Source organism: Hydrogenophaga sp. (genome assembly GCF_011772445.1).
In the GTDB taxonomy this organism is placed as follows: domain Bacteria; phylum Pseudomonadota; class Gammaproteobacteria; order Burkholderiales; family Burkholderiaceae_C; genus Hydrogenophaga.
The window spans coordinates 94,268-120,016 of the sequence record NZ_WVZN01000021.1 but is presented as its reverse complement, the minus strand read 5'-3'; the positions used below and the strand labels follow the sequence as shown (position 1 = coordinate 120,016).

The 25,749-nt window shown below is 69.3% G+C and carries 24 protein-coding genes; 5 read left to right on the top strand and 19 right to left on the bottom strand.

The genetic code is table 11. The features are described 5' to 3' along the window. Positions 1-82: 82 nt before the first annotated feature. From GTO19_RS09090 to GTO19_RS09060, 7 genes are all read right to left on the bottom strand, one after another. A complete protein-coding gene (locus tag GTO19_RS09090; RefSeq protein WP_291020773.1) occupies positions 83-1,051 on the bottom strand; it encodes a Gfo/Idh/MocA family oxidoreductase in 969 nt (322 codons plus the stop codon). 121 nt (positions 1,052-1,172) lie between these two features. After that, a complete protein-coding gene (locus GTO19_RS09085) occupies positions 1,173-2,027 on the bottom strand; it encodes a class III extradiol dioxygenase subunit beta (RefSeq protein WP_291020772.1) in 855 nt (284 codons plus the stop codon). Positions 2,028-2,114: 87 nt separating this feature from the next. Further along, entirely contained in the window at positions 2,115-2,561 is a 447-nt protein-coding gene (gene ligA / locus GTO19_RS09080) for a protocatechuate 4,5-dioxygenase subunit alpha (protein ID WP_291020771.1), read from the bottom strand. Positions 2,562-2,660: 99 nt separating this feature from the next. Beyond that, positions 2,661-3,593, bottom strand: a complete 933-nt coding sequence (locus tag GTO19_RS09075; protein ID WP_291020770.1) for an amidohydrolase family protein — start codon at positions 3,591-3,593, stop codon at positions 2,661-2,663. Between the two features lie 9 nt (positions 3,594-3,602). Then, on the bottom strand, positions 3,603-4,286 hold the full coding sequence (ligK, locus tag GTO19_RS09070) for a 4-carboxy-4-hydroxy-2-oxoadipate aldolase/oxaloacetate decarboxylase (RefSeq protein WP_291020769.1): 684 nt from the start codon (positions 4,284-4,286) through the stop codon (positions 3,603-3,605). Positions 4,287-4,312: 26 nt separating this feature from the next. Continuing rightward, entirely contained in the window at positions 4,313-5,347 is a 1,035-nt protein-coding gene (locus GTO19_RS09065) for an amidohydrolase family protein (RefSeq protein WP_291020768.1), read from the bottom strand. Positions 5,348-5,386: 39 nt separating this feature from the next. After that, positions 5,387-6,073 carry a substrate-binding domain-containing protein gene (locus GTO19_RS09060; protein WP_291020767.1) on the bottom strand — a complete coding sequence of 229 codons (687 nt, stop codon included), beginning with the start codon at positions 6,071-6,073 and terminating at the stop codon, positions 5,387-5,389. A 152-nt stretch (positions 6,074-6,225) separates the two neighbouring features. Here GTO19_RS09060 and GTO19_RS09055 point away from each other — a divergent pair, with 152 nt between their 5' ends. Then, positions 6,226-7,131 (top strand): LysR substrate-binding domain-containing protein, encoded by a 906-nt coding sequence (locus GTO19_RS09055; RefSeq protein ID WP_291020848.1) that lies wholly within the window; start codon positions 6,226-6,228, stop codon positions 7,129-7,131. A gap of 16 nt (positions 7,132-7,147) precedes the next feature. Here the strand turns inward: GTO19_RS09055 and GTO19_RS09050 are convergent, their stop codons facing one another. The 5 genes from GTO19_RS09050 to GTO19_RS09030 are packed head-to-tail and all read right to left on the bottom strand — an operon-like array spanning position 7,148 to position 12,188. Beyond that, positions 7,148-8,242, bottom strand: coding sequence for a C4-dicarboxylate TRAP transporter substrate-binding protein (locus GTO19_RS09050; RefSeq protein ID WP_291020766.1), 1,095 nt, complete (start codon positions 8,240-8,242; stop codon positions 7,148-7,150). A 48-nt stretch (positions 8,243-8,290) separates the two neighbouring features. Next, positions 8,291-9,274, bottom strand: a complete 984-nt coding sequence (locus GTO19_RS09045; protein WP_291020765.1) for a tripartite tricarboxylate transporter substrate binding protein — start codon at positions 9,272-9,274, stop codon at positions 8,291-8,293. After that, positions 9,271-10,434 carry a CaiB/BaiF CoA-transferase family protein gene (locus GTO19_RS09040; RefSeq protein WP_291020764.1) on the bottom strand — a complete coding sequence of 388 codons (1,164 nt, stop codon included), beginning with the start codon at positions 10,432-10,434 and terminating at the stop codon, positions 9,271-9,273. Before GTO19_RS09040 ends, GTO19_RS09045 begins: the two co-directional genes overlap by 4 nt. A gap of 12 nt (positions 10,435-10,446) precedes the next feature. Beyond that, positions 10,447-11,265, bottom strand: coding sequence for a citryl-CoA lyase (locus GTO19_RS09035; protein ID WP_291020763.1), 819 nt, complete (start codon positions 11,263-11,265; stop codon positions 10,447-10,449). A 26-nt stretch (positions 11,266-11,291) separates the two neighbouring features. Continuing rightward, the gene (locus GTO19_RS09030; RefSeq protein WP_291020762.1) at positions 11,292-12,188 is read right to left on the bottom strand and encodes a dioxygenase; all 897 of its coding nucleotides are present in this window, start codon (positions 12,186-12,188) and stop codon (positions 11,292-11,294) included. Positions 12,189-12,323: 135 nt separating this feature from the next. Here GTO19_RS09030 and GTO19_RS09025 point away from each other — a divergent pair, with 135 nt between their 5' ends. The 3 genes from GTO19_RS09025 (at position 12,324) to GTO19_RS09015 (ending at position 14,111) form a co-directional block, all read left to right on the top strand. Further along, on the top strand, positions 12,324-13,211 hold the full coding sequence (locus GTO19_RS09025; protein WP_291020761.1) for a LysR substrate-binding domain-containing protein: 888 nt from the start codon (positions 12,324-12,326) through the stop codon (positions 13,209-13,211). A gap of 80 nt (positions 13,212-13,291) precedes the next feature. After that, complete coding sequence (locus GTO19_RS09020) at positions 13,292-13,576, top strand: hypothetical protein (RefSeq protein ID WP_291020847.1); 285 nt, start codon at positions 13,292-13,294, stop codon at positions 13,574-13,576. A 4-nt stretch (positions 13,577-13,580) separates the two neighbouring features. After that, a complete protein-coding gene (locus tag GTO19_RS09015) occupies positions 13,581-14,111 on the top strand; it encodes a DNA-binding protein (RefSeq protein ID WP_291020760.1) in 531 nt (176 codons plus the stop codon). Here the strand turns inward: GTO19_RS09015 and GTO19_RS09010 are convergent. Next, a complete protein-coding gene (locus tag GTO19_RS09010) occupies positions 14,108-14,854 on the bottom strand; it encodes a heparan-alpha-glucosaminide N-acetyltransferase (RefSeq protein WP_291020759.1) in 747 nt (248 codons plus the stop codon). The genes GTO19_RS09015 and GTO19_RS09010 overlap by 4 nt on opposite strands. Next, positions 14,851-15,597, bottom strand: a complete 747-nt coding sequence (locus GTO19_RS09005; RefSeq protein WP_291020758.1) for an alpha/beta hydrolase — start codon at positions 15,595-15,597, stop codon at positions 14,851-14,853. Before GTO19_RS09005 ends, GTO19_RS09010 begins: the two co-directional genes overlap by 4 nt. A 46-nt stretch (positions 15,598-15,643) precedes the next feature. Between GTO19_RS09005 and GTO19_RS09000 the strand changes: the two genes are divergently transcribed. Continuing rightward, complete coding sequence (locus GTO19_RS09000) at positions 15,644-17,617, top strand: U32 family peptidase (protein WP_291020757.1); 1,974 nt, start codon at positions 15,644-15,646, stop codon at positions 17,615-17,617. A 21-nt stretch (positions 17,618-17,638) separates the two neighbouring features. On the opposite strand, the gene GTO19_RS08995 is transcribed toward GTO19_RS09000, so the two are convergent. From GTO19_RS08995 to purL, 5 genes are all read right to left on the bottom strand, one after another. Next, positions 17,639-18,250 carry a hemerythrin domain-containing protein gene (locus tag GTO19_RS08995; protein WP_291026526.1) on the bottom strand — a complete coding sequence of 204 codons (612 nt, stop codon included), beginning with the start codon at positions 18,248-18,250 and terminating at the stop codon, positions 17,639-17,641. Positions 18,251-18,272: 22 nt separating this feature from the next. Next, positions 18,273-19,751, bottom strand: coding sequence for a toll/interleukin-1 receptor domain-containing protein (locus GTO19_RS08990; protein ID WP_291020754.1), 1,479 nt, complete (start codon positions 19,749-19,751; stop codon positions 18,273-18,275). Between the two features lie 99 nt (positions 19,752-19,850). Next, positions 19,851-20,768 (bottom strand): DUF808 domain-containing protein, encoded by a 918-nt coding sequence (locus GTO19_RS08985; protein ID WP_291020752.1) that lies wholly within the window; start codon positions 20,766-20,768, stop codon positions 19,851-19,853. A 17-nt stretch (positions 20,769-20,785) separates the two neighbouring features. Then, on the bottom strand, positions 20,786-21,610 hold the full coding sequence (locus GTO19_RS08980) for a phytanoyl-CoA dioxygenase family protein (protein ID WP_291020750.1): 825 nt from the start codon (positions 21,608-21,610) through the stop codon (positions 20,786-20,788). A gap of 4 nt (positions 21,611-21,614) precedes the next feature. Beyond that, positions 21,615-25,625, bottom strand: coding sequence for a phosphoribosylformylglycinamidine synthase (gene purL / locus GTO19_RS08975; protein ID WP_291020748.1), 4,011 nt, complete (start codon positions 25,623-25,625; stop codon positions 21,615-21,617). Positions 25,626-25,749 lie beyond the last annotated feature (124 nt).

The following is a 25,749-nucleotide window of genomic DNA, read 5'->3' as shown; positions in this document are numbered from 1 at the left end:
GCAGCGCCAATGGGGTCAGAGCACATCGCCGCGAGCGGCGAGTGATCTGACCCCATTGGCTGTTGGTGCTCGCCCCGGCCGATCAGCCCTGGGCGTTGAGCTTCTGTTCCAGATCGTGCAGCACCTGGTAGCAGGCGAACACGCGGCCCACGCTGGCGTTGGGCTCGCGGCCTTCGCGGATGGCGGCGAAGAACTCGCGGTCCTGCAGCTCGATGCCGTTCATGCTCACGTCCACTTTCGAGACGTCGATCTTCTCTTCCTTGCCGTTGAACAGGTCGTCGTAGCGCGCGATGTAGGTCGCCGTGTCGCCGATGTAGCGGAAGAAGGTGCCGAGCGGCCCGTCGTTGTTGAACGAGAGCGAGAGCGTGCAGATGGCGCCGTTGGCGGCCTTGAGCTGGATGCTCATGTCCATGGCGATGCCCAGGGTCGGGTGGATCGGGCCCTGGATGGCGTTGGCCTGCACGATGGGGCTGTTGGCCTGGTAGGCGAACAGGTCCACGGTGTGCGCGGCGTGGTGCCACAGCAGGTGGTCCGTCCAGCTGCGGGCCTGGCCCAGCGCGTTGGTGTTGGTGCGGCGGAAGAAATAGGTCTGCACGTCCATCTGCTGGATGTTGAACTCGCCGGCCTGGATCTTCTGGTGCACGAACTGGTGGCTGGGGTTGAAGCGGCGCGTGTGGCCGCACATGGCCACCAGGCCGGTCTGCTTCTGCAGGTCCACCACCGACTGCGCGCCCTTGAGGCTGTCGGCCAGGGGAATCTCCACCTGCACGTGCTTGCCGGCCTTCAGGCAGGCCACGCTCTGCTCGGCGTGCATCTGCGTGGGCGTGCACAGGATGACGGCGTCGAGCTCCTTGATGGCCAGGGACTCGTTGAGGTCGGTGGTGACGTGGCCGATGCCGTACTTGCCGGCCACTTCCTGCGTCTTGTCGAGCTCACGCCCGATCAGCGAGATGACCTCGACACCGTCGATGTTCTTGATGCCGTCCAGGTGCTTGACGCCGAAAGCGCCGGCGCCGGCCAGTGCGACCTTGATGGTTTTCGTATTGCTCATTTCAGTTTTCTCCAACATTCCATGCACGAGAGGGTCCGGCCCAGTGGCACCGCGGAACCGGCTTTGCCGGGCCGCAGGTGCCGCCCCCTTGAGGGGGTCGCGCGAAGCGCGGCGGGGGTGGTCAATGGTCTTCCAGGATCAGGTGGCCCACGGCGGTGTTGCTCGCGGGCACGTGGAAGAAGCGGTGCGCCACCTTGGGGCGCGGCCCGCCGGCGGCGTCGGCCATGGCGCCGCGCGCGATCAGCCACATCACGAGTTCGATGCCCTCACTGCCGGCCTCGCGCACGTAGTCGATGTGGGGAATGGCGGCGGCCGCCTCGGGATCGGTCTCCAGCAGGTCGAGGAAGCGGTTGTCGAAGTCCTTGTTGATGAGGCCGGCGCGCGGGCCCTGCAACTGGTGGCTCATGCCGCCCGTGCCCCAGATGTGCACCTTGAGGTCTTCGTCGTAGCTCTCCACCGCCTTGCGGATGGCCTTGCCCAGGTTGTAGCAGCGCTGGCCGCTGGGCACGGGGTACTGCACCACGTTCACGGCGAAGGGGATCACCGGGACGGGCCATTCCTTGGGCTGCCCGCACATCAGCGACAGCGGCACCGTGAGACCGTGGTCCACGTCCATCTTGTTGACGATGGTCAGGTCGAAGTCCTGCTGGATCACGCTTTGCGCGATGTGCGAGGCCAGCTCCGGGTGGCCCTTGACCACGGGCACGGGGCGCGGGCCCCAGCCCTCGTCGGCGGGCTGGAACTCGGCCGCGGTGCCGATGGCGAAGGTGGGAATGAAGTCCAGGCTGAAGGCGGTGGCGTGGTCGTTGTAGACCAGGAACACCACGTCGGGCTGGTTGTCCTTCATCCACTGCTTGGAAAACTCGTAGCCCTTGAAGAGCGGCTGCCAGTAGGCCTCGCCGGTCTTGCCGAGGTCGAGCGCCGCGCCGATGGCGGGCACGTGCGAGGTGTAGACGGATGCGGTGATGCGTGCCATGTCAATTGTCCTCCTGCCGGGCCGCCCCAAAGGAGGACAGCGCCCCCTCGGGGGGCAGCGAATACACGAAGTGATGAGCGTGGGGGTTCATGTACTTTTCCCTTGTTTGGCTTGCGAACCCTGGGGTTGGCGGTGCGCCTGCGCGTCGCCGTCTTCGCCGATGCGGCGGTTGCCTTCGACCGAGCGGCCGCCGCCCACCATCATGTTGCGGTACTCCTCCTCGGTCATGCCGGTCATGGAGCCCGCCATCTGCTGGAAGCTCTTGCCGTCGGTGGCGCCGATCTTGGCCAGGAAGTAGATGTTGCCGCCCAGGCGGATGCACCAGTTGAGGTCGCGCGCCAGCACGGCCTGCTTCTGCTCTTCCGTCATGGCCCACTCGTCGAGGTAGGCGCGCTCGTCCTTCTTGAAGCGCTCGCGGTTCTCGGCCTTCATCAGGCTCATGCAGAACTGGTTGAGCCAGTAGCCCTTGCGGCTCTGCTCGGCGTCGAAGATGGTCGTGCCGGGCACGTCCTTGTAGGGTTTATCGAGTGCCATAGGTACTCCTTGTTGAAGATTGAATCGCCGCCGGGCCGCCCCAAGGCGATTCGCTCCCCCTCGGGGGGCAGCGACCCGCGCAGCGGCGGAGCGTGGGGGTCAACATTCTTCGGGCCAATACAGACGCATGGGGTTGTCGACCAGGAGCTTCTTCTGCAGTTCCGCGGTCGGCGCGATGTGGGGGATGAAGTCGACCAGCAGGCCGTCATCGGGCATGTGGTCCTTCAGGTTGGGGTGCGGCCAGTCGGTGCCCCAGAGCACGCGGTCGGGGAAGGTTTCCACGACCTTGCGCGCGAAGGGCATCACGTCGCGGTACGCCGCCTGTTCGCCATTCAGGGCCTTGGGGCCGGTCACGCTCAGGCGCTCGGGGCAGCTCACCTTGCTCCACACGTTCTCATGCTCGCGCATGAACTTCAGGAAGAGCTGGAACTCGGGGCCGTCGATGGGCTTGCTCACGTCGGGGCGGCCCATGTGGTCCACCACCACGGTGGTGGGCAGCGCGGTGAAGAAGTCCCACAGCTCGGGCAGGTCCACCGCCTCGAAGTAGATGACCACGTGCCAGCCCAGGGCCTTGATGCGGCCGGCGATCTCCATCAGCTCGTCCTTGGGCGTGAAGTCCACCAGGCGCTTGACGAAGTTGAAGCGCACGCCGCGCACGCCGCTGGCGTGCAGGTCCTGCAGCTCCTGGTCCGTCACGCTGCGCTTGACGGTGGCCACGCCACGCGCCTTGCCGCCGCTGCTGCGGCAGGCGTCGGCCATGGCGCGGTTGTCGGCGCCGTGGCAGGTGGCCTGCACGATCACGTTGCGCGAGAAGCCCAGGTGGTCGCGCAGGGCGAACAGCTGCTGCTTGCTGGCGTCGCAGGGCGTGTACTTGCGCTCGGGCGCGTAGGGGAATTCGGCGCCGGGGCCGAAGACGTGGCAGTGCGCGTCCACGCTGCCCGGGGGCAGCTGGAAGCGCGGCTTGCTCGGGCCGTCGAACCAGTCGAGCCAGCCGGCGGTCTTGGTGAAGTCTCCTGAGGTGGGTTTGCTCATCGTGGGATCTCAGTCGATGTATTTCAGGCCGGCGGCGGCCAGGGGCTCGCGCATCTTGTACATGTCCAGGCCCAGCACGCCGCTGGCCAGTTTCGCGCGCTTCTCGCCTTCGAAGCTCTCGCGCTTGCGCGCGGCTTCCAGCGTTTCGGCGGCGCGCGCGGCGGGCACACAGACCACACCATCGTCGTCGGCCACGATCACGTCACCCGGCGTCACCAGCATGCCGGCGCAGACGATGGGGATGTTGACCGAGCCCAGGGTGGCCTTGATGGTGCCCTTGCTGCTGATCGCCTTGCTCCACACGGGAAAGTTCATCTCCTGCAGCGTTTTCACGTCGCGCACGCCGGCGTCGATGATGAGCGCGCGCGCGCCGCGGGCCTGGAAGGACGTGGCCAGCAGGTCGCCGAAGTAGCCATCGGTGCACTCGGCAGTGACGGCGGCCACCACGATATCGCCCGGTTGGATCTGCTCGGCCGCGACGTGCATCATCCAGTTGTCACCCGGCTGCAGCAGCACCGTGACGGCCGTGCCGCTCACCTGCTGGCCCGCATAGATCGGACGCATGTAGGGTTTCAACAGACCCACGCGGCCCATGGCCTCGTGCACCGTGGCCGAGCCCAGCGCGGCCAGGCCGTCGGCGGCCGTGCGGTCGGCCCTCTTGATGTTGCGGTAGACGACGCCCAGTTCGTACATGTGTGTGCTCCTCGTTGTCTGTGGAATTACAGGCCCTTGGCCTTCAGGCGCGCGTCCAGGCGGGTGAACACGCGGCGCGTATTGCCTTCGTAGATGGCGTGCTTGTCCTCGGCCGACAGGATCTTCGACGCCTCGATGTAGCGCTTGGTGTCGTCGTAGTAGTGGCCGGTCGTCGGGTCGATGCCGCGCACCGCGCCGACCATCTCCGAGGCGAACAGCACGTTCTTGACCGGGATCACGGTATTGAGCAGGTCGATGCCCGGCTGGTGGTACACGCAGGTGTCGAAGAACACGTTGTTCATCAGGTGCGTGTCCAGCAGGGGCTTCTTCATCTCCTGCGCCAGGCCACGGAAACGGCCCCAGTGGTAGGGCACGGCGCCGCCACCGTGCGGGATCAGGAACTTCAGCGTGGGAAAGTCCTTGAACAGGTCGCCCTGGATGAGCTGCATGAAGGCCGTGGTGTCGGCGTTGAGGTAGTGCGCGCCCGTGGTGTGGAAGCAGGCGTTGCAGCTCGTGCTCACGTGGATCATGGCCGGCAGGTCGTGCTCCACCATCTTTTCGTAGATGGGGTACCAGTGCTTGTCGGTCAGCGGCGGGCTGGTCCAGTGGCCGCCCGACGGATCGGGGTTGAGGTTGATGCCGACCGCGCCGTATTCCTTGACGCACTTCTCCAGTTCGGGGATGCAGGTGGCCGGGTCCACGCCGGGGCTCTGCGGCAGCATGGCCACCGGCACGAAGTGCTCGGGGAACAGCGTGGACACGCGGTAGCAAAGCTCGTTGCAGATGGCGGCCCAGGTGCTGGACACGTTGAAATCACCGATGTGGTGGGCCATGAAGCTGGCGCGCGGGCTGAACAGCGTGATGTCGCTGCCGCGCTCCTTCATCAGCTTGAGCTGGTTGGTCTCGATGGACTCGCGCAGTTCGTCGTCGCTGATCTTGAGGTCCGCCACTTTCGGCATGACCGACGGGTCCTTGATGCCCGCGATCTGGGCGTTGCGCCAGTTCTCCAGCGCCTTGGGCGCCGTGGTGTAGTGGCCGTGGCAATCGATGATCAAAGACATGCGTTCTCCTCTCGGGTGTTCTTGGGGAATGAATGGGTCTCAGGCCGGCTCCATGCCCTGGCGCTGCTTGGCCTCGGCGGCCTCGGGCGAGGCCATGAAGGACAGCAGGGCGCGCACGGCTTCGGCGCGCGGCGCGTTCACCGGAATGCCGGCGCTGAACACGGTGACGATCTGAATGGGCTCGGGCAAACCGCCCACGATGGTGATGCCCTGGACGTGCAGCAGCTCGCTCAACTGCTGGAAGCCCAGCGCGACCTCACCCTTGGCCACCAGCGAGGCCACGGGCACACCCGGGGGCGCCTGCACGGTCCTGGCGGCCATGGTCTCGGCAATGCCCCAGCGCTCGAAGCGCTTCTGCAGGGCCACGCCGCTGGGGCCGGTGGAGTAGCTGATCTTGTCGGCCGCGAGCACGGCCGCTTTCACCGAGGCCTCGCTGGAGAGGTCGGGCAGCGGCGCGCCTTCGCGCACGCAGGCGGCCACGCCGCTGCGCACCAAGTCCACCCGGCCCGGCTGCAGGTGGCCGGCGGCGATGAGTTTGTCGATCGCGTCGGACGCCAGGATCACCACGTCGAATGCCTCGCCGGCCGCCACGCGCCTGGCGGCGTCCACACCGCCCACCGATTCGATGGCCACGGCCTGGCCGGTGCGCGCGGTGTAGGCGGTGGTGAGCTCGGCCAGCACCTGGCGGGTGGCCATGGAGGAAATGCCGGTCAGGGGGGCGGTCATGGGCGGTCGCGTCGGCCTGTCTCTTGGCCGTCTCTGATGGGAAGCAAGCATTGTGGGCACCCCGACGCTGTACGAAAACCCACACAACCGGCTAGCAGCTAGAACAAAATCACATACCTGCCGCCCAACCCGGCGCCGCCTTCTTGCCCAACATGGACCTCAAGCAACTCGAATACTTCGTGCGCGTGGCCGAACTCGGCAGCTTCACGCGCGCCGCGATCGCGCTGGACATCGCCCAGCCCGCGCTGTCGCGCCAGGTGCGCCTGCTGGAGGTGGAGCTGCGCCAGAACCTGCTGGTGCGCAACGGCCGCGGCGCCACGCCCACCGAGGCCGGCAAGCTGCTGCTGGCGCACGGGCGCGGCATCCTCCACCAGGTGGAGCGCGCGCGGGAGGAACTGGGCCGCGTGCGCGGCGCCCTGGCCGGGCGCGTGGCGATCGGTCTGCCGCCCACGCTGGCGCGCACCTTGTCCGTGCCGCTGACGCGGGCCTTTCGCCAGCAGTTGCCCGAGGCCTCGCTGTCCATCACCGAAGGCCTGTCGGCCACCATGCAGGAATGGCTGCTCACCGGTCGGCTGGACATCGCGGTGCTCTACAACGCCCAGCCCGTGCCCGAACTGGAGATCCAGCCCCTGGCGGAGGAAGACCTGTGGCTGGTGCAGCCGCGCCCGCCCGGCCTGCCGGAAGACCCGCCGCCCGCGCCGATCGCGCTGCGCGAACTGGCCGAGTTCCCGCTGATCATTCCCAGCCGCCCCAACGCCATCCGCATGCAGGTGGAGCACGAGCTGGCGGCCATCGGCCTGCGCCCGAGGGTGGCGCTGGAGATCGACGGCGTCTCCGCCATCCTGGACCTGGTGGCCGACGGCGCGGGCGCCGCCCTGCTCTCGCGCAACGCGGTGGCCAGCTCCATCCGCCCCTCGGCCTACCGGCTGCGGGGCATCACGCCGCCGCTGCGCACGCGCCTGAGCCTGGCCACCAGCGCGCAGCGGCCGACCACGCTGACGCAGCAGTCGACGCTGGAGCTGATCCGGCAGACGCTGGCGGCGACGGCGCCGCGGTGAGCGGCGTCACGAGCGCTCAACGCTCCCAGTCCCGCTCCGGCTTCGCCCCGCGCGCCTTCATCGCCGCCATGTACTGCGTCAGCAGCGGCTTGGCCTGCACGCCGCGGCCTTCGTTGTTCTTCACCCATTCCTGCGCCAGGTTGGGCATGCCGTCGATCCACTTGCGGCGCTCGGACTCGGGCAGCGGCGTCACCGTCACCGGCGGGTTCTGGCCCTTGCCCAGCTCCACCATGCGGTTCATGGCGGTCTGGTGGCGCTGCACCAGGTCCTCGCCGTGGCGGCGAGAGTACTCGGCGCCCGCCTCTCGCATGGCCTGCTGCACTTCGGGCGGCAGCTTGGCCCAGCTGTCCTTGTTGATGGCGACGCCTCCCGAGAACACCACGCCCATGTTCACCTTGGTCACGTAGGGCGCCACCTCGTAGACCTTGGCCGGGAGGATGCCCGTGGCCAGCGAAACCACGCCCTCGCTCACGCCGGTCTGGATGTCGGTGTAGTAGGTGGTCAGCGCGCCGTCCACCGGCGTGGCCCCCACGCCGCGCAGCCACAGGCCCAGAATGCCTGGCGCCGAGAGCTTGCGGCCTTTCAGATCGTCCACCGTCTTCACCGGGAACTTCGTCCAGATGTCGTAGGTGTCGGAACCCGTGGCGCCCAGGAAGACGATGTTGTACTTGTCCCATTCGGCCTTGAAGGCGGGGTTCTTCTCGATCATCTCCGTCATCGCGCCGAGCACGATGCGCGGGTCGCTCGTCGTGAACGGCGTGTGCGCCGAGAGCTGGGACAGCGGCATCTTGGCCGGCTCCAGGTAGCTGAACACCCAGCCGATGTCGGTGATGCCCTGCTCCACGCTGGTGAGCGTGGCGTTGGCCTTGTAGAGCTGGCCGCCGAAGGCCTCTTTCCACTGCACCTTGTACTTGCCGCCGGCCGCGAGGCGCTTGTCCACCTCGGGCATGAACACGTCCTTGATGAAGCCGACCCAGGGGATGGTGGTGGGGTGGCTGGACGCCACCGTGAGGTTGATGACCTGCTGGGCCGAGGCGGCCAGTGGCAGGGTCAGGGACGCCGAGGCGGCCATGGCGATGGCCGAGAGGCGGACGAAGGTCGAACGTTTCATGCTTGTCTCCTGTTGTGAATGTCTGGACACGAAAACGACGGGGAACTCTCAGTCGACCTGCGCGCCCGACTGGCGCACCAGCGCGGCCCACTTGGCCACCTCGCTGCGGGCGAAGGCGTCCATGGCGTCCGGGCCCAGCGGGCGCTGTTCGACACCTTGCGCGGCGAGCTTGCCGGCCGTCTCGGCCTTGGCCAGGGTGGCGGCCGTGGCCTGGCGCAGTCGCGCCAGCACCGCAGCCGGCGTGGCGGCCGGCGCATACAACATGAACCAGGCCACGAGGTCGAAGTCGCTGCCGGTCTGCTCGGCGATGGTGGGCAGGTCGCGCGCGGCGGCGCTGCGCTGCGCGCTGGATGCGCCCAGCGCCCGCAGCTTGCCGCCCTGCATGTGCGGCAGCACGGCGGCCGGGTGATAGAACATGAAATCGGCCCGGCCGGTCATCACGTCGTTCATGGCCATGCCGCCCTCCTTGTAGGGCACATGCAGCATCTGGCCGCCCAGGCGGGCCTTGAGCAGTTCGCCCGCCAGGTGGCCCGAGGTGCCGTTGCCCGCCGAGGCGAAGGTGACGCCCTGCCCCTGCGCGGCCTTGGCCTTCAGGTCGGCCAGGGTCTTCAAGGGGCCATCGGCCGCCACCACCAGGAAGGTGGGCGTGTAGCCCACCAGCGCGATCGGCGCGAAGTCCTTCAGCGGGTCGTAGCTCAGGTTGCGGAACAGCGTGGCGTTGATGGCGTGCGTGCCCACCGTGCCCATCACCAGCTGGTAGCCGTCGGCCGCGCCCCTGGCCACCTGGTTGGAACCCACGGTGCCGCCCGCGCCGGCGCGGTTGTCCACCACGATGGACTGGCCCAGTTCGCGGCCCAGCCCTTCGCCCACCACACGCGAAATGATGTCGGTGGTGGTGCCGGCGCCGAAGGGCACGACGAGGCGGATCGGGCGGTCGGGGTAGGTTTGCGCGGCGGCCGGCAGCGCGAAGGCGCCGGCAGCGGCGCCCAGGGTGAACAGGGCCTCGCGGCGGGTCGGGTACGGGCGGGTCATGCCTTGGTCTCCTTCTTGGTGTGTGGCGCGCCGGGCCATCCATTGGCGTACAGCGCGTTGTGCTCGCCCAGCGTGGGCGGCGGGGTCACGTGCAGGCAACGCTGCCCGTCGAAGCTGATGGGCGAGCGCACCGTGCGCGAAGGCCCCATGCTCGGGTGGTGGGTGTCCACGAAGAGCTGCAGGTGCTTCGCCTGCTCGTCCTCGGGCACCTCGTCGGTGCGGTACATCGGGGCGTGCGGCACGTCCTGCGCGAGCAGGCGGTCGCACCACTCCTGGCGCGTGCGGCGCCGGAAGATGTCGCGCAGGATGACGATGAGCGCGTCCTGGTTCTCGATGCGCGCGAAGCGGTCGCGGAAACGCTCGTCCTCGAAGATGTCGGGCTTCTCCATCGCCTGCGCCAGGCCCTGCCAGAACTTCTCGGGCGAGGACATGTGCAGCGCGATCCAGCCGCCGCAGGCGCACTCCAGCACGTAGCTCTGCGACACGCTGGGCCGGCTGTAGGGGCCCATCACCTCGCCTTCGGAGAACAGGTGGGTGAACGCGTCGAGGTTGAAGTGGGCCATGGCCTCGAACATGGACACGTCCACGCGACGGCCCTTGCCCGTGGCGTGGCGCTCGTGCAGCGCCCCGAGGATGCCGAAGGCCGCGTAGTAGCCGGTCATGGCGTCGGCGATGGCGGGGCCCACCACGCGCGGGTTGGCCGGGTTCACCAGCAGGCGCAGGTAGCCGCTGGCGGCCTGGGCCACGGTGTCGTAGCTGGGTCGCGCGGCCGCGGGGCCGTCCTGCCCGAAGCCGCTGATGGCGCAGTAGATGAGGCGCGGGTTGCGCTCGCGCAGGCGCGCCTCGCCGGCCTGGATCTGCTCGGCGAAGCCGGGGCGGAAGTTCTGGATGTAGACGTCGGCGCCGTCGATGAGCTGGTCGAAGGTGGCACGGTCCGCGTCCTTGCGCGTGTCCAGCGCCACGCTGTGCTTGTTGCGGTTGTAGGTCTGGTAGTGCGGGCTGTACAGGCCGCCCTTGAAGGCGCGGAAGGGGTCGCCCGTGCCGGGCAGTTCCACCTTCACCACCTCGGCGCCCAGGTCGGCCAGCACCATGGCGGCAGCGGGCCCGGTGATGAAGGTGCCGTGTTCCACCACACGCAGGCCCTTGAGCACTTGGGTCATCGTGCGCCTCCCTCAGTCGATCTTCTGCACCGGCACGAAGCCGGCGGGCACGTGGCCGGTGTAGCGCTGCTCCAGCGTGGCCTGGTAGGACAGCGCGAAGCCGATGGGCTGCTCCAGTTCCTCGCTCATGTGCGCGATCAGCCCGGCGCAGCGCGCCAGCATGGGCACGCCTTTGAGCGCGTTGAGCGGGAAGCCCACGCCCAGCAGCACGGCGGGAATGGCGGCCGACACGTTCAGGCGCAGGTCCTTGCCGATCACCTCGGGCAACACCTGCTCCACGGCTTCGGCGATCTCCACGTAGCGCTGGCCGCCGCCGGCCTGCTTCGACACGCGGAACAGCGCCGCCACGCGGGGGTCGCGCGCCTTGTGCACCGGGTGGCCGTAGCCCGGCACGGCCTGGCCGCGCGCGCGCCACTCGCCCACCACGGCGCGTGCGGCGGCCTTCAGGTCGTCGCCGTGTTTCGGGCCCTCGCGGTGGATCTGATCGAACAGCCGGCCCGCCGTTTCCGACGCGCCCAGGATCACCGAGCCGCAACCCAGGATGCCCGCCGCCACAGCGCCCTGCAGCGCGTCGGGTGCGGCGGCCAGGGTCATGCGGGCGGCCTGCACGCTGGGCACCAGGCCGTGCTCGGCGATGGCCACCAGGGTGGCGTTGAGCACGGCGCTGGCGGGCGCGTCCGGGCGCTTGCCCGTGAGCAGCAGGTAGAAGTAGTCGCCGAAGCCGAGCTGGCCGATGAGGTCCTGGCACAGGTCTTCGCCGCGCACGACGATGGTGTCGGGGTTGTGCGCGCAGATGGCCGACTGCGGCACGGTGGCCTTGCCGATTTTCAAAAGTCTCTCCGGTGAAAAAGAACGGGTCAGCGCGCCGGCACCAGGCGGAAGTCGTAGGTGGCGCTGTGGTAGGGCTTGTCCATGCGGCGCCCGTCGGGCGCGGTACCGGCGGGGTGCTGCTGGAAAGGCACGACGAGGCTGTTGCGAACGCCAAAGACGGCGTCCGAGTCGAGGTAGGGGCTGTCGGCCACGAACAGGTGCGTGGTCACCGTCTGGTGGCCGGGCGCGTACACCTTCATGTGGATGTGGCCGGGCCGGTTGGGGTGGCGTCCCATGCGGCGCAGCATGCGGCCCACGGGGCCGTCGTCGGGCACCGGGTAGTAGCTGGGCTTGATGGACCAGAAGTGGTAGCGGCCCTGCGCGTCGGTGCGAAAGCGCGCGCGCAGTCGCATGCCGGCGTCATCGCCCATCTGCATGTCGTAGATGCCCTCGCCGTCGCCGGACCACACGTCCAGGCAGCAATTGGCGATGGGCCGGCCCTCGGTGTCGGTGACCAGGCCGTGGTAGTAGGCGGGCTCGCCGGGCATGTTCTCGCCGATGTCGGCGCCCAGCGCCAGCTCGGGCGAACCTTCCCAGTAGAACGGCCCCTGCACGGTGGCCTCGGTGGGTGTTTGTGCCCCGCCGCCCGATTGCAGAAATGCCCTGGCGGCCTTGATCTGGTTGAGCGCCACCACCAGCATGGAGATGCCCAGGGTGTCCGACAGCAGGATGAACTCCTGGCGCTTGTCGTCGCACATCTTGCCGGTCTCGGTGAGGAAGAGGATGGCATTGATCCACTCTTCCTCGCTCAGCTCCACCTCGCGGATGAAGGCGTGGGCGTGCTTCACCAGGGCGCTCATCACCTGCTTGAAACGCGGGTCCTGGCAGTCGGCCATGCGGTCGAGCACGGCCTGGGTGATGTCGTCGGCGTCCAGTTGGGCCATGGGGCTTGTCTCCTGTGGGCGGGTGCCTGTTGTTCTGAATCGCAGCGCAGTCTAGGCACCCGACGACCGCGATGGAAGTGATGAATTTCGACCACTATCATCGATGCCATCGATTCTTTAAGGAAGCATCGCCCGATGGAACTGCGTCACCTGCGCTACTTCGACACCCTGGCCGAGACCCTGAACTTCACGCGCGCGGCCGAGCGGCTGCACGTCACGCAGTCCACGCTGTCGCACCAGATCCGCCAGTTGGAAGAAGAACTGGGCCTGGTGCTGTTCGACCGCTCGCACAAGAAGGTGGCCTTGACCGAATCCGGCGAGCTGCTGCGCAACCACCTGGTTCCGGCGCTGCAGCAGATCGACCGTGGCCTGCAGGCCTTGAGCCACCCGGGCGAGGCCCTGTCGGGCGAGCTGCGCATCGCGGCCACGCACAGCTTCAACACCCGCCTCATCCCGCTGTGCGTATCGGCCTTCCTGGGGCAGCACCCCAACGTGAAGGTGGGCGTGGAAGAGTTGTCGGCCGAGAACATCGCCAAACGGCTGTCCAGCGGGCACCTGGACCTCGGCGTTTCCTACCGGCCCGCCGACCGGCCCGAGCTGTGGTTCGAGCCGCTCTACAACGAGGAGCTGCGCCTGTGCGTGGCCGCCAGCCACCCGCTGGCCAAGCGCCGCCGCGTGCGCCTGGTGGAACTGCACCAGCGCCGCCTGGTGCTGCTGCCCAGGCAGTTCAGCACGCGCGGGCTGCTCGACGAATGCTTCGAAGCGGCTGGCGCGCAGCCGCTGGTGGTGGCCGAACTGAACTCCATCGCGCCCATGATCGAGCTCATCCGCCAGACCGACCTCGCCGGCATCATCGCCGAGACCGCCTTCACGCCCTCGCCCGAGTTGAGGCTGATCCCGCTGGAAGACCCCTCGCCGATCCGCACGCCGGGGCTGCTGTGGAAAAAGGGCGTGAACCGCTCACCGACGGTGAAGCACATGGCCTCGGTGATCCGGCGCGCGGCGAGCGGGCACGCGGGGTAGATCACGATGGGATTTCCTGCGCATTGACGTATGGTTGTCACTTGACAACCATCATCAGCATGACTACGCTGGAGGCGCGAATGGCTCGTGCGGCCCATCCCAAGAAGGAAGTTGAAGAAGCGCTGCGGTACGCGGAAGAACATCGCTGGCGCGTCGAAGTCGGTGGTTCGCATGCCTGGGGCAAGCTGTACTGCCCTTACAACGACGCCGAGTGCCGATGCGGGGAGTTCTGCATCACCAGTGTCTGGAGCACGCCGAAGAGCGCCGGGAATCACGCCCGGGCCCTCAGGCGCGTGGTGGACAACTGCACGACGCGCCGCAAGCACCAGAGCGCGTGCGACTCGGCAGAAGCATCGCAGGAGTAGAGCCATGGAATACACGTTCACCCTCAAGTACCAGATCGCGGAGCAAGGGGCTGACCTGGATGAACTCATCGAGCGGCTGGGTGCCGCAGGATGCGACGACGCGCTCGTCGGCATGGGTCAACCCGGCCGACTGGCTCTCGAGTTCGCGCGGGAAGCCGACAGCGCCACGGCGGCTTTGACGAGCGCTTTGGCGGACGTCAAACGGGCTTGCCCGGAGGCGAAGCTGATTGAGGCGGCACCGGATCTGGTCGGGCTCAGCGACGTGGCGACCATGATGGGCGTCACGCGGCAGAACATGCGCAAGCTCATGCTCGGCCACGCCGCCAGTTTTCCCACACCGGTCCACGAGGGCAGTGCCTCGGTGTGGCACCTGGCGGAGGTCATGGCCTGGCTTCAGACCCGCGGGGCGTATGAAGTCGACGCGCCGATGCTCGAGGTCGCACTCACGGCCATGCAGGTCAACTTGGCCAAAGAAGTGGAAGTCCGCCAATTGCGGCCAGAGATCTGCCGCGAGCTTCGGTCGTTGTTTGCCTAGCTGCGCACCAGCGTGGCCGCCAGCCCCACCACCCCCATCAGCACCGGCTGGTGCAGCAGGTAGTAGCTCAGGCTCCAGCGCCCCCACAGCGCCATGAAGCGCCCCGGCGCACCACCCTGCCCCGAGCCGCCCAACCAGCCGGGCCGGTTCGCGCAGACCCAGCGCCCCGTCGCCAGGCCCCACCACACCACGCCCATCCACGGCAGCAGCGGCACGTAGTCCTCGGTGAAGGGTTTGCGGCTGATGAAGCCGAGCGCGTTGAGGCCGGGCTGGTTCAGCGCCTCCAGCGCGGGCCAGGCCGCCATGGCGGCCGGGGCCAGCCAGGGCAGCGCGATGGCCAGCGCGCCCAAGGGCCACAGCCAGCGCCCCCAGCCACCCGTGAGCCTTGCGACCACCAGCATCACCGCGATGCCGTGCAGCACCCCGAAGTAGATGAAGCTCTTGGGAAACACGAACCACGAGCCCACGCTGACCAGCAGCGCCGCACCCGCCACCTGCGCCCAGCGGCGCCAGAAGCGCGGCCAGCCCTGGCCCTGGTGCAAGGCCACCGCCTGCGACAGGCCGGCCGTGAACAGAAAGAGGCTCACGATGGCCGTGCGCTGCGTGGTCCAGAACGGGTCACTGAGAAAGGCCTGGTCGATGAAGCCGAAGTGGTCGAGATCGAAGCAGAAGTGGTAGACCGTCATCCACAGCAGCGCAATGGCGCGCAGCTGGTCGATGCGGTCGTACCGGGTGGTGCTCATTGGCTGGCTTGCGCGTGGTTCCAAATGCCCAGGAGGTGCTCCGCCAAGGCCTTGGGCTCGCTCACCATGGGGCAATGGCCCGTGGCCATCTCGATGAGGTTCCAGCCCGGTTCGCGCCGCACGCGCTCGCGCGAGGCCTTGATGGTGCCCAGCGCTGGCGCGGTGCAGTCGATGAAGGTGCGCGGCACGCGCGCCACGGCGTCGCCGTCGAAGTCCAGCGGCTGGTCGTAGAGCCGGTAAGGCTGAGGGGTCTGGCGCCGGTTGAGCCAGTCGCGGTCCGCCCCCTGCAGGCCGAAGACCTCGGCGTCGGGCGGCGCGAAGTGCAGGCCGCCGCTGGCCTTGGCCGCCTCGAAGCGCCTGGCCTTGGTGGCCTCGTCGTGCGGCGTGCTCCAGGCTTCGCCGGGGTATGGCAGCACCGCGTCCAGGTAGACCAGGTGCACCAGGGCACCGGGCGCGGCGGCCTGCAGGCGGTCGGCCACGCCGGTGACCACCATGCCGCCGTAGCTGTGTCCCACCAGCACCACGCGCTTCAATTCCTCGGCCTCGATCAGGCCGATGACGTCCTGCACGTGGGTCTGCAGGTCGATGGACTCGCTCATCAGGTGGGCCCGCTCACCCACGCCGGTGAGCGTGACGGCGTGCGATTCGGCACCGGCCGCACGCAGCAGCGGCAGCACGCGGCGCCAGACCCAGGCCCCCAGCCAGGCGCCGTGGACCAGGACGATGGACGTGGTGTTGCTCATGCTCGTTCTCCTGGAAAATACCGGACCCACGCATTCTGCCCGCGACATGTTGCCCCACCAGATCGAGCTGCTTTCCCCCGCCCGCACGGCCGACATCGGCATCGAGGCCGTCAACCACGGCGCCGACGCCGTCTACATCGGCGGCCCGTCGTTCGGCGCGCGCACCTCGGCCGACAACAGCGTGCAGGACATCGCCCGCCTGGCCAGGCACGCGCACCGCTTCGGCAGCCGCATCTACGTCACGGTCAACACCATCCTGCGCGACGACGAGCTGGGGCCGGCCAGCAAGCTCATCCGCCAGCTCTACGACGCCGGCGCCGATGCGCTGATCGTCCAGGACATGGGCCTGCTGGAGCTGGACCTGCCCCCCATCCAGCTGCACGCCAGCACGCAGACCGACATCCGCACCGTGGAGAAGGCCGTGTTCCTGCAGAACGCCGGCCTGTCCAAGCTGGTGCTGGCGCGCGAGCTCACGCTGCCGCAGATCCGCGCCATTTACGAGGCGCTGGACGAGCAGCGCTGCATCGTCGAGTTCTTCATCCACGGCGCGCTGTGCGTGGCCTACAGCGGCCAGTGCTACGTGAGCCACGCCCACACCGGCCGCAGCGCCAACCGGGGCGACTGCTCCCAGGCCTGCCGCCTGCCCTACGAGGTGAAGGACAGCCAGGGCCGCATCGTGGCGCACGACAAGCACGTGCTGTCGATGAAGGACAACAACCAGAGCGGCAACCTGCGCGCCCTCATCGACGCCGGCGCGCGCAGCTTCAAGATCGAGGGCCGCTACAAGGACCTCGGCTACGTCAAGAACATCACCGCGCACTACCGGCGCCTGTTCGATGAGATCCTGGAGGAGCGCCCCGAGCTGGGCCGCGCCTCCAGCGGGCGCGCCACGTTCAGCTTCACACCCGACCCCGACCAGAACTTCAACCGCGAGTTCACCGACTACTTCGTCAACGGCCGCCAGGACGACATCGGCGCCTTCGACACCCCCAAGAACCCGGGCCGCGCCATCGGCTTCGTCACGCAGGTGGGCCCCCATTGGGTGGAGCTGCAGTGCGACGACGAGGCCACGGTGATCCACAACGGCGACGGCCTGTGCTACCTGGACCTGCACCGCGAACTCGTGGGCCTGCAGATCAACCGCGCCGAGCCCGCGGGCGCGCCGGGGCGCTTCCGCGTGTTCCCCAAGGACGCCATCGAAGGCCTGCGCCACCTCAAGCGCGGCACGGTGGTGAACCGCAACCGCGACATGAACTGGGTGCGCGCGCTGGAGAAGAAGTCGGCGGAGCGCCGCATCGGTGTGTGGATGAAGCTCTCGCGCTCGGCCGACGGCCTGCGCCTGGACCTCACCGACGAAGACGGCCACGCGGCCCACGCCGAGCTGGCCTGCGCCCTGGAACCCGCGCGCGACGCCTCGCAGGCGCACGACAAGTTGCGCGAGGCCCTGGGCCGGCTTGGCGACACCCTCTTCACGCCCATCGACATCGCACTCGACTTCAGCGAGCCGTGGTTCGTGCCGGCCTCGCTGCTCAACCCGCTGCGCCGCGAGGCCGTGGCCGCGCTGGAGGCCGCACGCGCCAAGGCGTTCAGGCGCCTGCCGCGCGGCGTGGCGGTGGAGCCGCCCGCGCCCTACCCCGAGGACACGCTCACCTACCTGGCCAACGTGTTCAACCACAAGGCCCGCGCCTTCTACGAAAAGCACGGCGTGAAGGTGATCGCCAGCGCCTACGAGTCGCACGAGGAGACCGGCGAGGTCAGCCTCATGATCACCAAGCACTGCGTGCGCTTCTCACTGAGCCTGTGCCCCAAGCAGGCCAAGGGCGTCACCGGCGTGCAAGGCACCGTGCGCGCCGAGCCACTCACCATCACGCACAACAACGAGAAGCTCACCCTGCGCTTCGACTGCAAGCCCTGCGAGATGCACGTGGTGGGCAAGATCAAGCCCTCGGTGATGAAGGCCGCGGCGAGCAGCCCCGTCACGTTCCACCGCACGCGGCCCACCGCGCGCGGCGCGCACTGATCCGCACGCTGCCGCACGCGCTCAGACGTACGGCACGGGCTGCGGCGCGTGCCGCAGGTGCAGCGACAGGCCCAGCGCCGCCATGTGGTTGCCGTTGCGCCCCAGAACGGTCTCGGCCAGGGGCAGGAATTCCGATTCTTCCAGCCGCGCGTGGGCGCTGTAGTCGGCCACCAGGCGGTGCACGTCGCCGACGTCGAGCTCGCTGTCCTGCCCGCGCGCCACGCGCTTGAGTTCGCGCTCCAGCGAACGCCACAGGCTTTCGAGCTGGCGGTGTTGCGAGGTCAGGTGCTCCACCAGTCGCTGGGCGCGCTCGCGTTCGGGCCCGGGCTCGGCGCTGGCCAGCACGGCGGGAAACAGCTCGCGTTCCTCGTCCAGGTGGTGCTCGAAGATCGCCTCGCGGAAGAACCCCAGCGAGTCCTCGGCGATGCGGCGGGCTTGTGCCGCGGGCTCCAGCAGCGCCGGCAACCCGTCCAGCGCGTTCAGGCGGCGCACGATACCCACGTGGCATTGCGTGAAGTCGGTCAGCGGTGAGCCGGCGGTCGTGGGCTGGGCGGCGTTCATGGCGAGCTCCTGGCGGTTCTGCATGGCCTCCAGTCTAGGCAGCGCGCCGCGGCGGCCCTTGACCCAGGTCAAGCGGCCGCTTCGGCCCGCCCGCTCAGCCGCCCTGGCGCGACACGAGTTCGATCACGTCGCGCTCGAGCTCCTGCCCCGCCGCGCTGATCACGCGGCGCTGCTGGCGCACATGGCGCCGCACCTCGGGCGCGTACCAGATGAGGTAGTGGATGCGCACGGGCTCGACCGCCGCCGTCGCCGGGCTGCCCGTGGGTGTGCGGCTGCTCCACACCTCCACCTTCGCCGCCTCGAAGCGCCCCGCCGGCACCGACACGGTTTCGCGACCGATCGTGGCGCCCTGCGAATGCCATTGCGTCCATTGGCCATCGACGTCAGGCGTGCTGAAACCGCGGCCGCGCCAGCCGGTCAGGTCCTGGCTGGCCAGGTAGGGGCTGAACTCGATGCCGATGCCGGGCCATTGCACGAAACCGCCCTGGCCCGCCCGCGAGCGGCGCTGCACCGCCGCGGGGGATTCTGGGTCGTTCAGGCGATCGAGCACCGTGCCGTCACGCACCTCGCTCACGGTGATCACCACGCTGCGGTTCGGGCTGGTCGGCCACTTGCCCTTGACGCGGTACGTGAAGCGGTGCCCGGCTTGAGGAAGCGGACCTTCGGCCACCGCGGGGGTCGGCGTCGCGGCGGGTTTGGGCGGCGGTGCCGGGCTGGCCAGCGCAGGGGGCGATGGGGCTGCGGGAGGCGAAGCCACCGGCCCGGGAGCCGGCGCCGCGCGGACCCGCGCTTCGGGTGCGGGTGCGGGAGCCGGCGGCGGGCGAACCACCGGTGCCGGTCTTGCGGGAGCGGCCACGGGTGCGGAGGCCGCCAGGGGTGCAGGCGCTGGTGCGGGCACCCGGGCCGGTGCCGAGGCGACAGCGAGCGGCGCCGGCGCGGGCACTCGCGCCACCATCGATCCGTCGGACGCCGGCACCGGGGCGGCGGATGGTGCCGGGCGCCACAACCACCACGCGCCGCCGCCCACGGCCAGCGCGGACACGGCCGCCAGCGCCCAGGCCGCGAGCGGCGCGCGGGGCGCCTCCTGATCGTGGCCCGGCGGGACACCTCGCTCGCCCAGTGCCCGCTGCAGCGCGTGCACCAACGTGGCGGTGGAGCCTTCCCACTGGTTGTGGTGCACGGCGATCGCCTGGCGCCGGGCCAGGCCACGCATGGCCTCGGGAAGGTCCTCGGCGCGCGGCATGCCGGCCCCGTTGACCAGCACGGGCATCACGCGGATGTCGCGCGACAGGGCGGCCGCCACCTCGAGCCGGATGAAGTCGTGCGGGTCGTCGAGGCGGCGACGCCCCTGGCTGTCGCGGCAGTCAAGCCACTCGTCACCGATCACCACGATGAGCACGCGGCACGAGCCCACCGCCTTCTCGATCGCATTCACGAAGTCCGCGCCGGGCTCGATGCCCTCCACGTCCATGAACACGCGCTGTGCGCCGAACTGCAGGCTCAGGCGATCGTAGAGGCGCCCGGCGTAGCCGGAAGCGTCGTCGCGACGGTAGCTGATGAAGATCCCGTCCATGCCCGACCCCCGCGCCGCCCTGACGGTGGGCGGCCGAGCCATTCTAGGCAGGCACCGGCGCGCGCGATACCCCAGGCGGGGGACGCGCGCCCCGGCGGATCAGGCCGCCTTCGGCCGGCGTCGCAGGCGCTGGAACAGCTCCACCACGCCCACCACCACCGCGCCCGCCGCGATGCCCACCAGCGCCCCCGCCAGGCTGGGCACGAAGGCCCCGAACCAGCCCAGGCTCTCGGACCAGGTCTCCACGCCATGCGCGAGCAGCGGCAGGCCGTGCAGCAGGATGCCGCCGCCCACCAGGAACATGGCGGCCGTGCCCAGCACGGACAGCGACTTCATGAGCCACGGCGCGAAGGCCAGGATGCCGCGCCCGATGGCCTGCTTCCACGCCTGTGCCTGGCGGTTCAGGTGCAGGCCCAGGTCGTCGAGTTTCACGATGCCCGCGACCAGGCCGTACACGCCGATCGTCATGATCAGCGAGATGCCCACCAGCACGCCGATGCGTTGGCCCATGCTGGCGCTGGCGACGGTGCCCAGGCTGATGACGATGATCTCGGCCGAGAGGATGAAGTCCGTGCGAACGGCGCCCTTGATCTTCTCCTTCTCGAAGGCCACGAGGTCGACCTTGTCGTCGATCACCGCCTTCACCAGCTCGTCGCGGTGCTGCTTGTCCTCCGCCTTGTGCGCGCCCAGGGCGTGCACGAGTTTCTCCACGCCTTCGAAGCACAGGAACAGGCCGCCGAGCATCAGCAGCGGCGTGATGAGCGCGGGCACGAAGGCGCTGATGAGCAGCGCCGCCGGCACGAGGATGGCCTTGTTGACGAAGGAGCCCTTGGCCACGGCCCAGACCACGGGCAATTCGCGGTCGGCGTTCACGCCGGTGACCTGCTGCGCGTTGAGCGCGAGGTCGTCGCCCAGCACACCGGCGGTCTTCTTGGCCGCGACCTTGGTCATGACCGAGACGTCGTCGAGCAGCGTGGCGATGTCGTCGATGAGGGCGAGCAGGCTGGTACCGGCCATGAGGACTCCTTGAGGTGTCAGGCCGGCGCGGGCGGCCAGACCACGGGAAACAGGGGATCGTCCATCGCGGCTCCCGCCGGCAAACGGGCCTCCAGCCCCGGGAACGGGGGCGAGGTGCGCCAGCGGCGCGGCGCGTGCACGCTGTCGTCGCCCAGGTAGCGGGCCGAGAACACGCGGCGGCGCGCGCCCGGCCCGGTGCCGCTGGACGCGTGCAGCGCGAGCATGTGAAAAGCCACGCAGTCGCCCGGCTCCAGCGCCCAGGCCAGTTGCGGGTAGCGCTGGGGCTCCTGTTCCACCGGGGGCAGTTCGGCCAGCGTGCCTTCGGGGAACCAGCGGGCCTGCTGATCGCGAAAGGTGCGCGGCATGTACCAGGTGCCGTGGTGCGAGCCGGCCACGAAGCGCAGCGTGCTCGCCAGCGGCACCGGGTCCACGGGGATCCAGAAGCTCACGTTCTGCGCACCGTCGACGTTGTAGTAGGGCTGGTCCTGGTGCCAGGGCGTGGGCTGGCGCGTGCCCGGCTCTTTCACCAGCAGGTGGTCGTGGTACAGCCGCACCTGGCGGCTGCCCATGAGCTGGGCCGAGACGTGCGGCAGCGCCGAGTGGCGCAGAACGTCTTCGTAGGCGGGGTTGTGTGCCCAGGTGCAGAAGTCCTCGACGAAGCGGCCCGGGTCGTCGGGCTCGCTGGCCACCAGGGCCAGCGGGCTCAGGTGCGCGAGGTTGTGTTCGATGCCCTCTTCCAGGCGCTGGAGTTCGGCCGCTGTGAACACGCCGCGCAGCACCACGGCGCCATCGCGCGCGTAGGCCGCGATGGTGGAAGGGTCGAGGACCTGCTCGCGCGCCATGCGTTCAGCCGACCCAACGACGGGCGTTGCGCCACAGGCGGGTCCAGCCGCTGGGGGCGGAGATGTCCTGGTCGGTCCAGCTCATCAGCACGTTGCGGAAAACGCGTTCCGGGTGGGGCATCAACGCGGTGAAGCGGCCGTCCGCCGTGGTGACGGCGGTGAGGCCGGCGGGACTGCCGTTGGGGTTGTAGGGGTAGCGTTCGGTGGCCCGGCCCTGGCTGTCGACGAAGCGCATGGCGGCGATGGCCCTGGCCGGATCCCCCCGGTGGCGGAAGTTGGCGTAGCCCTCGCCGTGCGCCACGGCGATGGGCAGGCGCGTGCCGGCCATGCCCTGGAAGAACAGGCTGGGCGAGTCCAGCACCTCCACCTGCGACAGGCGCGCTTCGAAGCGCTCGCTCTGGTTGGTGGTGAAGCGCGGCCAGGCCTCGGCGCCCGGGATGATGTCGGCAAGCTCCGCGAACATCTGGCAGCCGTTGCACACACCCAGGCCGAAGGTGTCGCTGCGCGCGAAGAAGGCCTGGAACTGATCGGCCAGGCGCGGGTTGAAGGTGATGGAACGCGCCCAGCCGATGCCCGCGCCCAGGGTGTCGCCGTAGCTGAAGCCGCCGCAGGCGACCACACCGCGCACGTCTTTCAGGTCGGCGCGGCCGGTCTGCAGGTCGGTCATGTGCACGTCCAGCGCCTCGAAGCCGGCCTGGGTGAAGCACCAGGCCATTTCCACGTGGGAGTTGACGCCCTGCTCACGCAGGATGGCGACCTTGGGACGCGAGAGGTTCAGGAAGGGCGCGGCCACGTCCTCGTTCGGGTCGAACGTCAGGTGCGTGTGCAGGCCGCTGTCGGACGGGTCACCGGCGGCGGCGTGTTCGGCGTCGGCGCAGGCGGGGTTGTCGCGGCGCTGGTTGATCTTCCAGCTCACGCTGTCCCACACCTGTTGCAGGTCGACCAGCTTCGCGCTGAAGACGGCCTTGGTGTCGCGCCAGACCTGCAGCTCGCCCTTGCCGGCGTCCATGCCGGAGCTGGCTGGCCGCGTCTTGCCGATGAAGTGGCTGTGCTTTGAGAGGCCGTGCTCGCGCAGCAACTGCATCACCTCGTTGCGCTGCTCGGTGCGCACCTGCAGCACCACGCCCAGCTCTTCGTTGAACAGGGCCTTGAGCGTGAGCTCCTCGCGGCGCGCGCTGACCTGCTGCGCCCAGTTCTTGGCGTCACCGGTCTCGGCGCGGCTGTCGCCGATGCCGTCGCCTTCGGTGATGAGCTGATCGATGTTGAGCGCCACGCCCACCTGGCCGGCGAAGGCCATCTCGGCCACCGTGGCGAACAGGCCGCCGTCGCTGCGGTCATGGTAGGCCAGCACACGGCCCTGCGCGCGCAGGGCGTTCACGGCGTTCACCAGGTTCTTGAGGTCTTGCGGGTCGTCGAGGTCGGGCACCTCGCCGCCCGGGTGGCCCAGGGTCTGCGCGAGCACGCTGCCGCCCAGGCGGTGGCGGCCCTTGCCCAGGTCGATCAGCACCAGGGTGGTTTCCTCGATGTCGCGGTTCAACTGCGGCGTGAAGGTGCCGCGCACGTCGGCCAGCGAGGCGAAGGCGCTCACGATCAGGCTCACCGGCGCGGTGACCTTCTTCGTCTGGCCGTCGGCCTGCCACTGGGTGCGCATGGACAGGCTGTCCTTGCCCACGGGGATGGAAATGTCCAGCGCGGGGCACAGCTCCATGCCCACGGCCTTCACGGTCTCGTACAGCGCGGCGTCTTCGCCGGGTTCACCGCAGGCGGCCATCCAGTTGGCGCTGAGTTTCACCCGCGGCAGTTCGATCGGCGCGGCCAGCAGGTTGGTGATGGCCTCGGCCACGGCCATGCGGCCCGAGGCGGCGGCGTGCGTGGCGGCCAGCGGCGTGCGCTCGCCCATGCTCATGGCCTCGCCCGCGAAGCCGGCGTGGTCGGCCAGGGTGACGGCGCAGTCGGCCACGGGCAGTTGCCAGGGGCCGACCATCTGGTCGCGGTGGCTCAGGCCGCCCACGGTGCGGTCGCCGATGGTGATGAGGAAGCGCTTGGACGCCACCGTGGGGTGGCTCAGCACGTCGATCACGCTCTGCTGAAGGCTCACGCCGGTGAGGTCGATGGCTGGCGAGGTGCGCGCCACGGTCTTGACGTCGCGGTGCATCTTGGGCGGCTTGCCCAGCAGCACGTCCATGGGCATGTCGACCGGGCTGTCCTGGCCCTCATCGACGAGCTGGAGTTGCCGTTCCTCGGTGGCCACGCCCACCACCGCGAAGGGGCAGCGCTCGCGTTCGCAGAAGGCCGTGAACTGCGGCAGCGACTCGGGCGCGATGGCGAGCACGTAGCGCTCCTGGCTCTCGTTGCTCCAGATCTCCTTGGGCGCCAGGCCGCTCTCTTCCAGCGGCACGGCGCGCAGGTCGAAGCGCGCGCCACGGCCGGCGTCGTTGGTGATCTCGGGGAAGGCGTTGGACAGGCCGCCCGCGCCGACGTCGTGGATGGCGAGGATGGGGTTCTGCTCACCCTGCGCCCAGCAGTGGTTGATGACCTCCTGCGCGCGCCGCTCGATCTCCGGGTTGCCGCGCTGCACGGAGTCGAAGTCGAGCGAGGCGGCGTTGGTGCCCGTGGCCATGGAGCTGGCCGCGCCGCCGCCCATGCCGATCTTCATGCCCGGGCCGCCGAGCTGGATCAGCAGCGTGCCGGCGGGGAACAGGATCTTCTTCGTCAGCCGCGCGTCAATGGTGCCGACGCCGCCCGCGATCATGATGGGCTTGTGGTAGCCGCGCTGCACGCCGTCCACCACCTGCTCGTATTCGCGGAAGTAGCCCAGCAGGTTGGGCCGGCCGAATTCGTTGTTGAAGGCCGCGCCGCCCAGGGGGCCCTCGGTCATGATCTGCAGCGGGCTGGCGATGTGCTCGGGCTTGCCGCCCGGCTGGTCGGACAGGCCGCCCCAGAGCTTGCCCACCGTGAAGCCGGTGAGGCCGGCCTTGGGCTTGGATCCGCGTCCGGTGGCGCCCTCGTCGCGGATCTCGCCGCCCGCGCCGGTGGAGGCGCCCGGGAACGGCGAGATGGCGGTGGGGTGGTTGTGGGTTTCCACCTTCATCAGCACGTGCTGGGTGGCGGGCTCGGCGCGGTAGGCGGGCGACGCCCCGCCCTCGTAGCGCGCCACGAAACGCTGCACCTCGTGGCCTTCCATCACGGACGCGTTGTCGGCGTAGGCGATCACCGTGTGCTGCGGACTGCGCTGGTGCGTGTGGCGGATCATGCCGAACAGGCTCTTGTCCTGCGCCACGCCGTCGATGGTGAACTGCGCGTTGAAGATCTTGTGGCGGCAGTGCTCGGAGTTGGCCTGGGCGAACATCATCAGCTCCACGTCGGTGGGGTTGCGGCCCAGGCCGTTGAAGGCGGTGATGAGGTAGTCGATCTCGTCCTCGGCCAGGGCCAGGCCCCAGTCGGCGTTGGCGCGCTCCAGCGCCGCACGGCCGCCGCCCAGCACGTCCACGCGCTCCATGGGCGCGGCCTGCAGTTCGGTGAACAGGGCGTGGGCCTCTTCGCGCGTGGCCACCACGGCTTCGGTCATGCGGTCGTGCAGCAGGCTGGCCACGGCCCAGCGCTGCTCGGGCGTGAGCGCGGGCTTGCCGCCCAGCAACCCCGGTTTGAGGGCGATGCGGTATTCGACCAGGCGCTCCACCCGGTGGACCACCAGGCCGCAGTTGCGCGCGATGTCGGTGGCCTTGGAGGCCCAGGGCGAGACGGTGCCCAGGCGGGGCATGACGAGCAGCGCGGGGGCGCCGTCGGCTTCGAGCCTGAGGTGGGCCGGTTCGGCAGGCTCGCCGTAGGTGAGCAGCTCGCCCAGGCGGCGCTCGGTGGCGCTGTCGGGGGCGGCGTCGAAGGCCACCAGGTGCACGAAGCGCGCGCTCAGGCCGACGATGCGGTCATGGATGGAGGTGAGGCGGGGAAGAAGCTGCTGGACTCGGAAGTCGCTGATGGCGTGACCGCCATCAAAAGTGCGCAGGTGCAGGGACACGGTGGGGCCTGAGGTGCGTTGAACCACCCGCGGACGGGGTGGTGGAAAGCCGGCGATTTTACCTGCCGGCCCCATGGTGATCGGGCCGCCAGGGGCGTCCGGACGGGGTCCGGTGGGATAATCG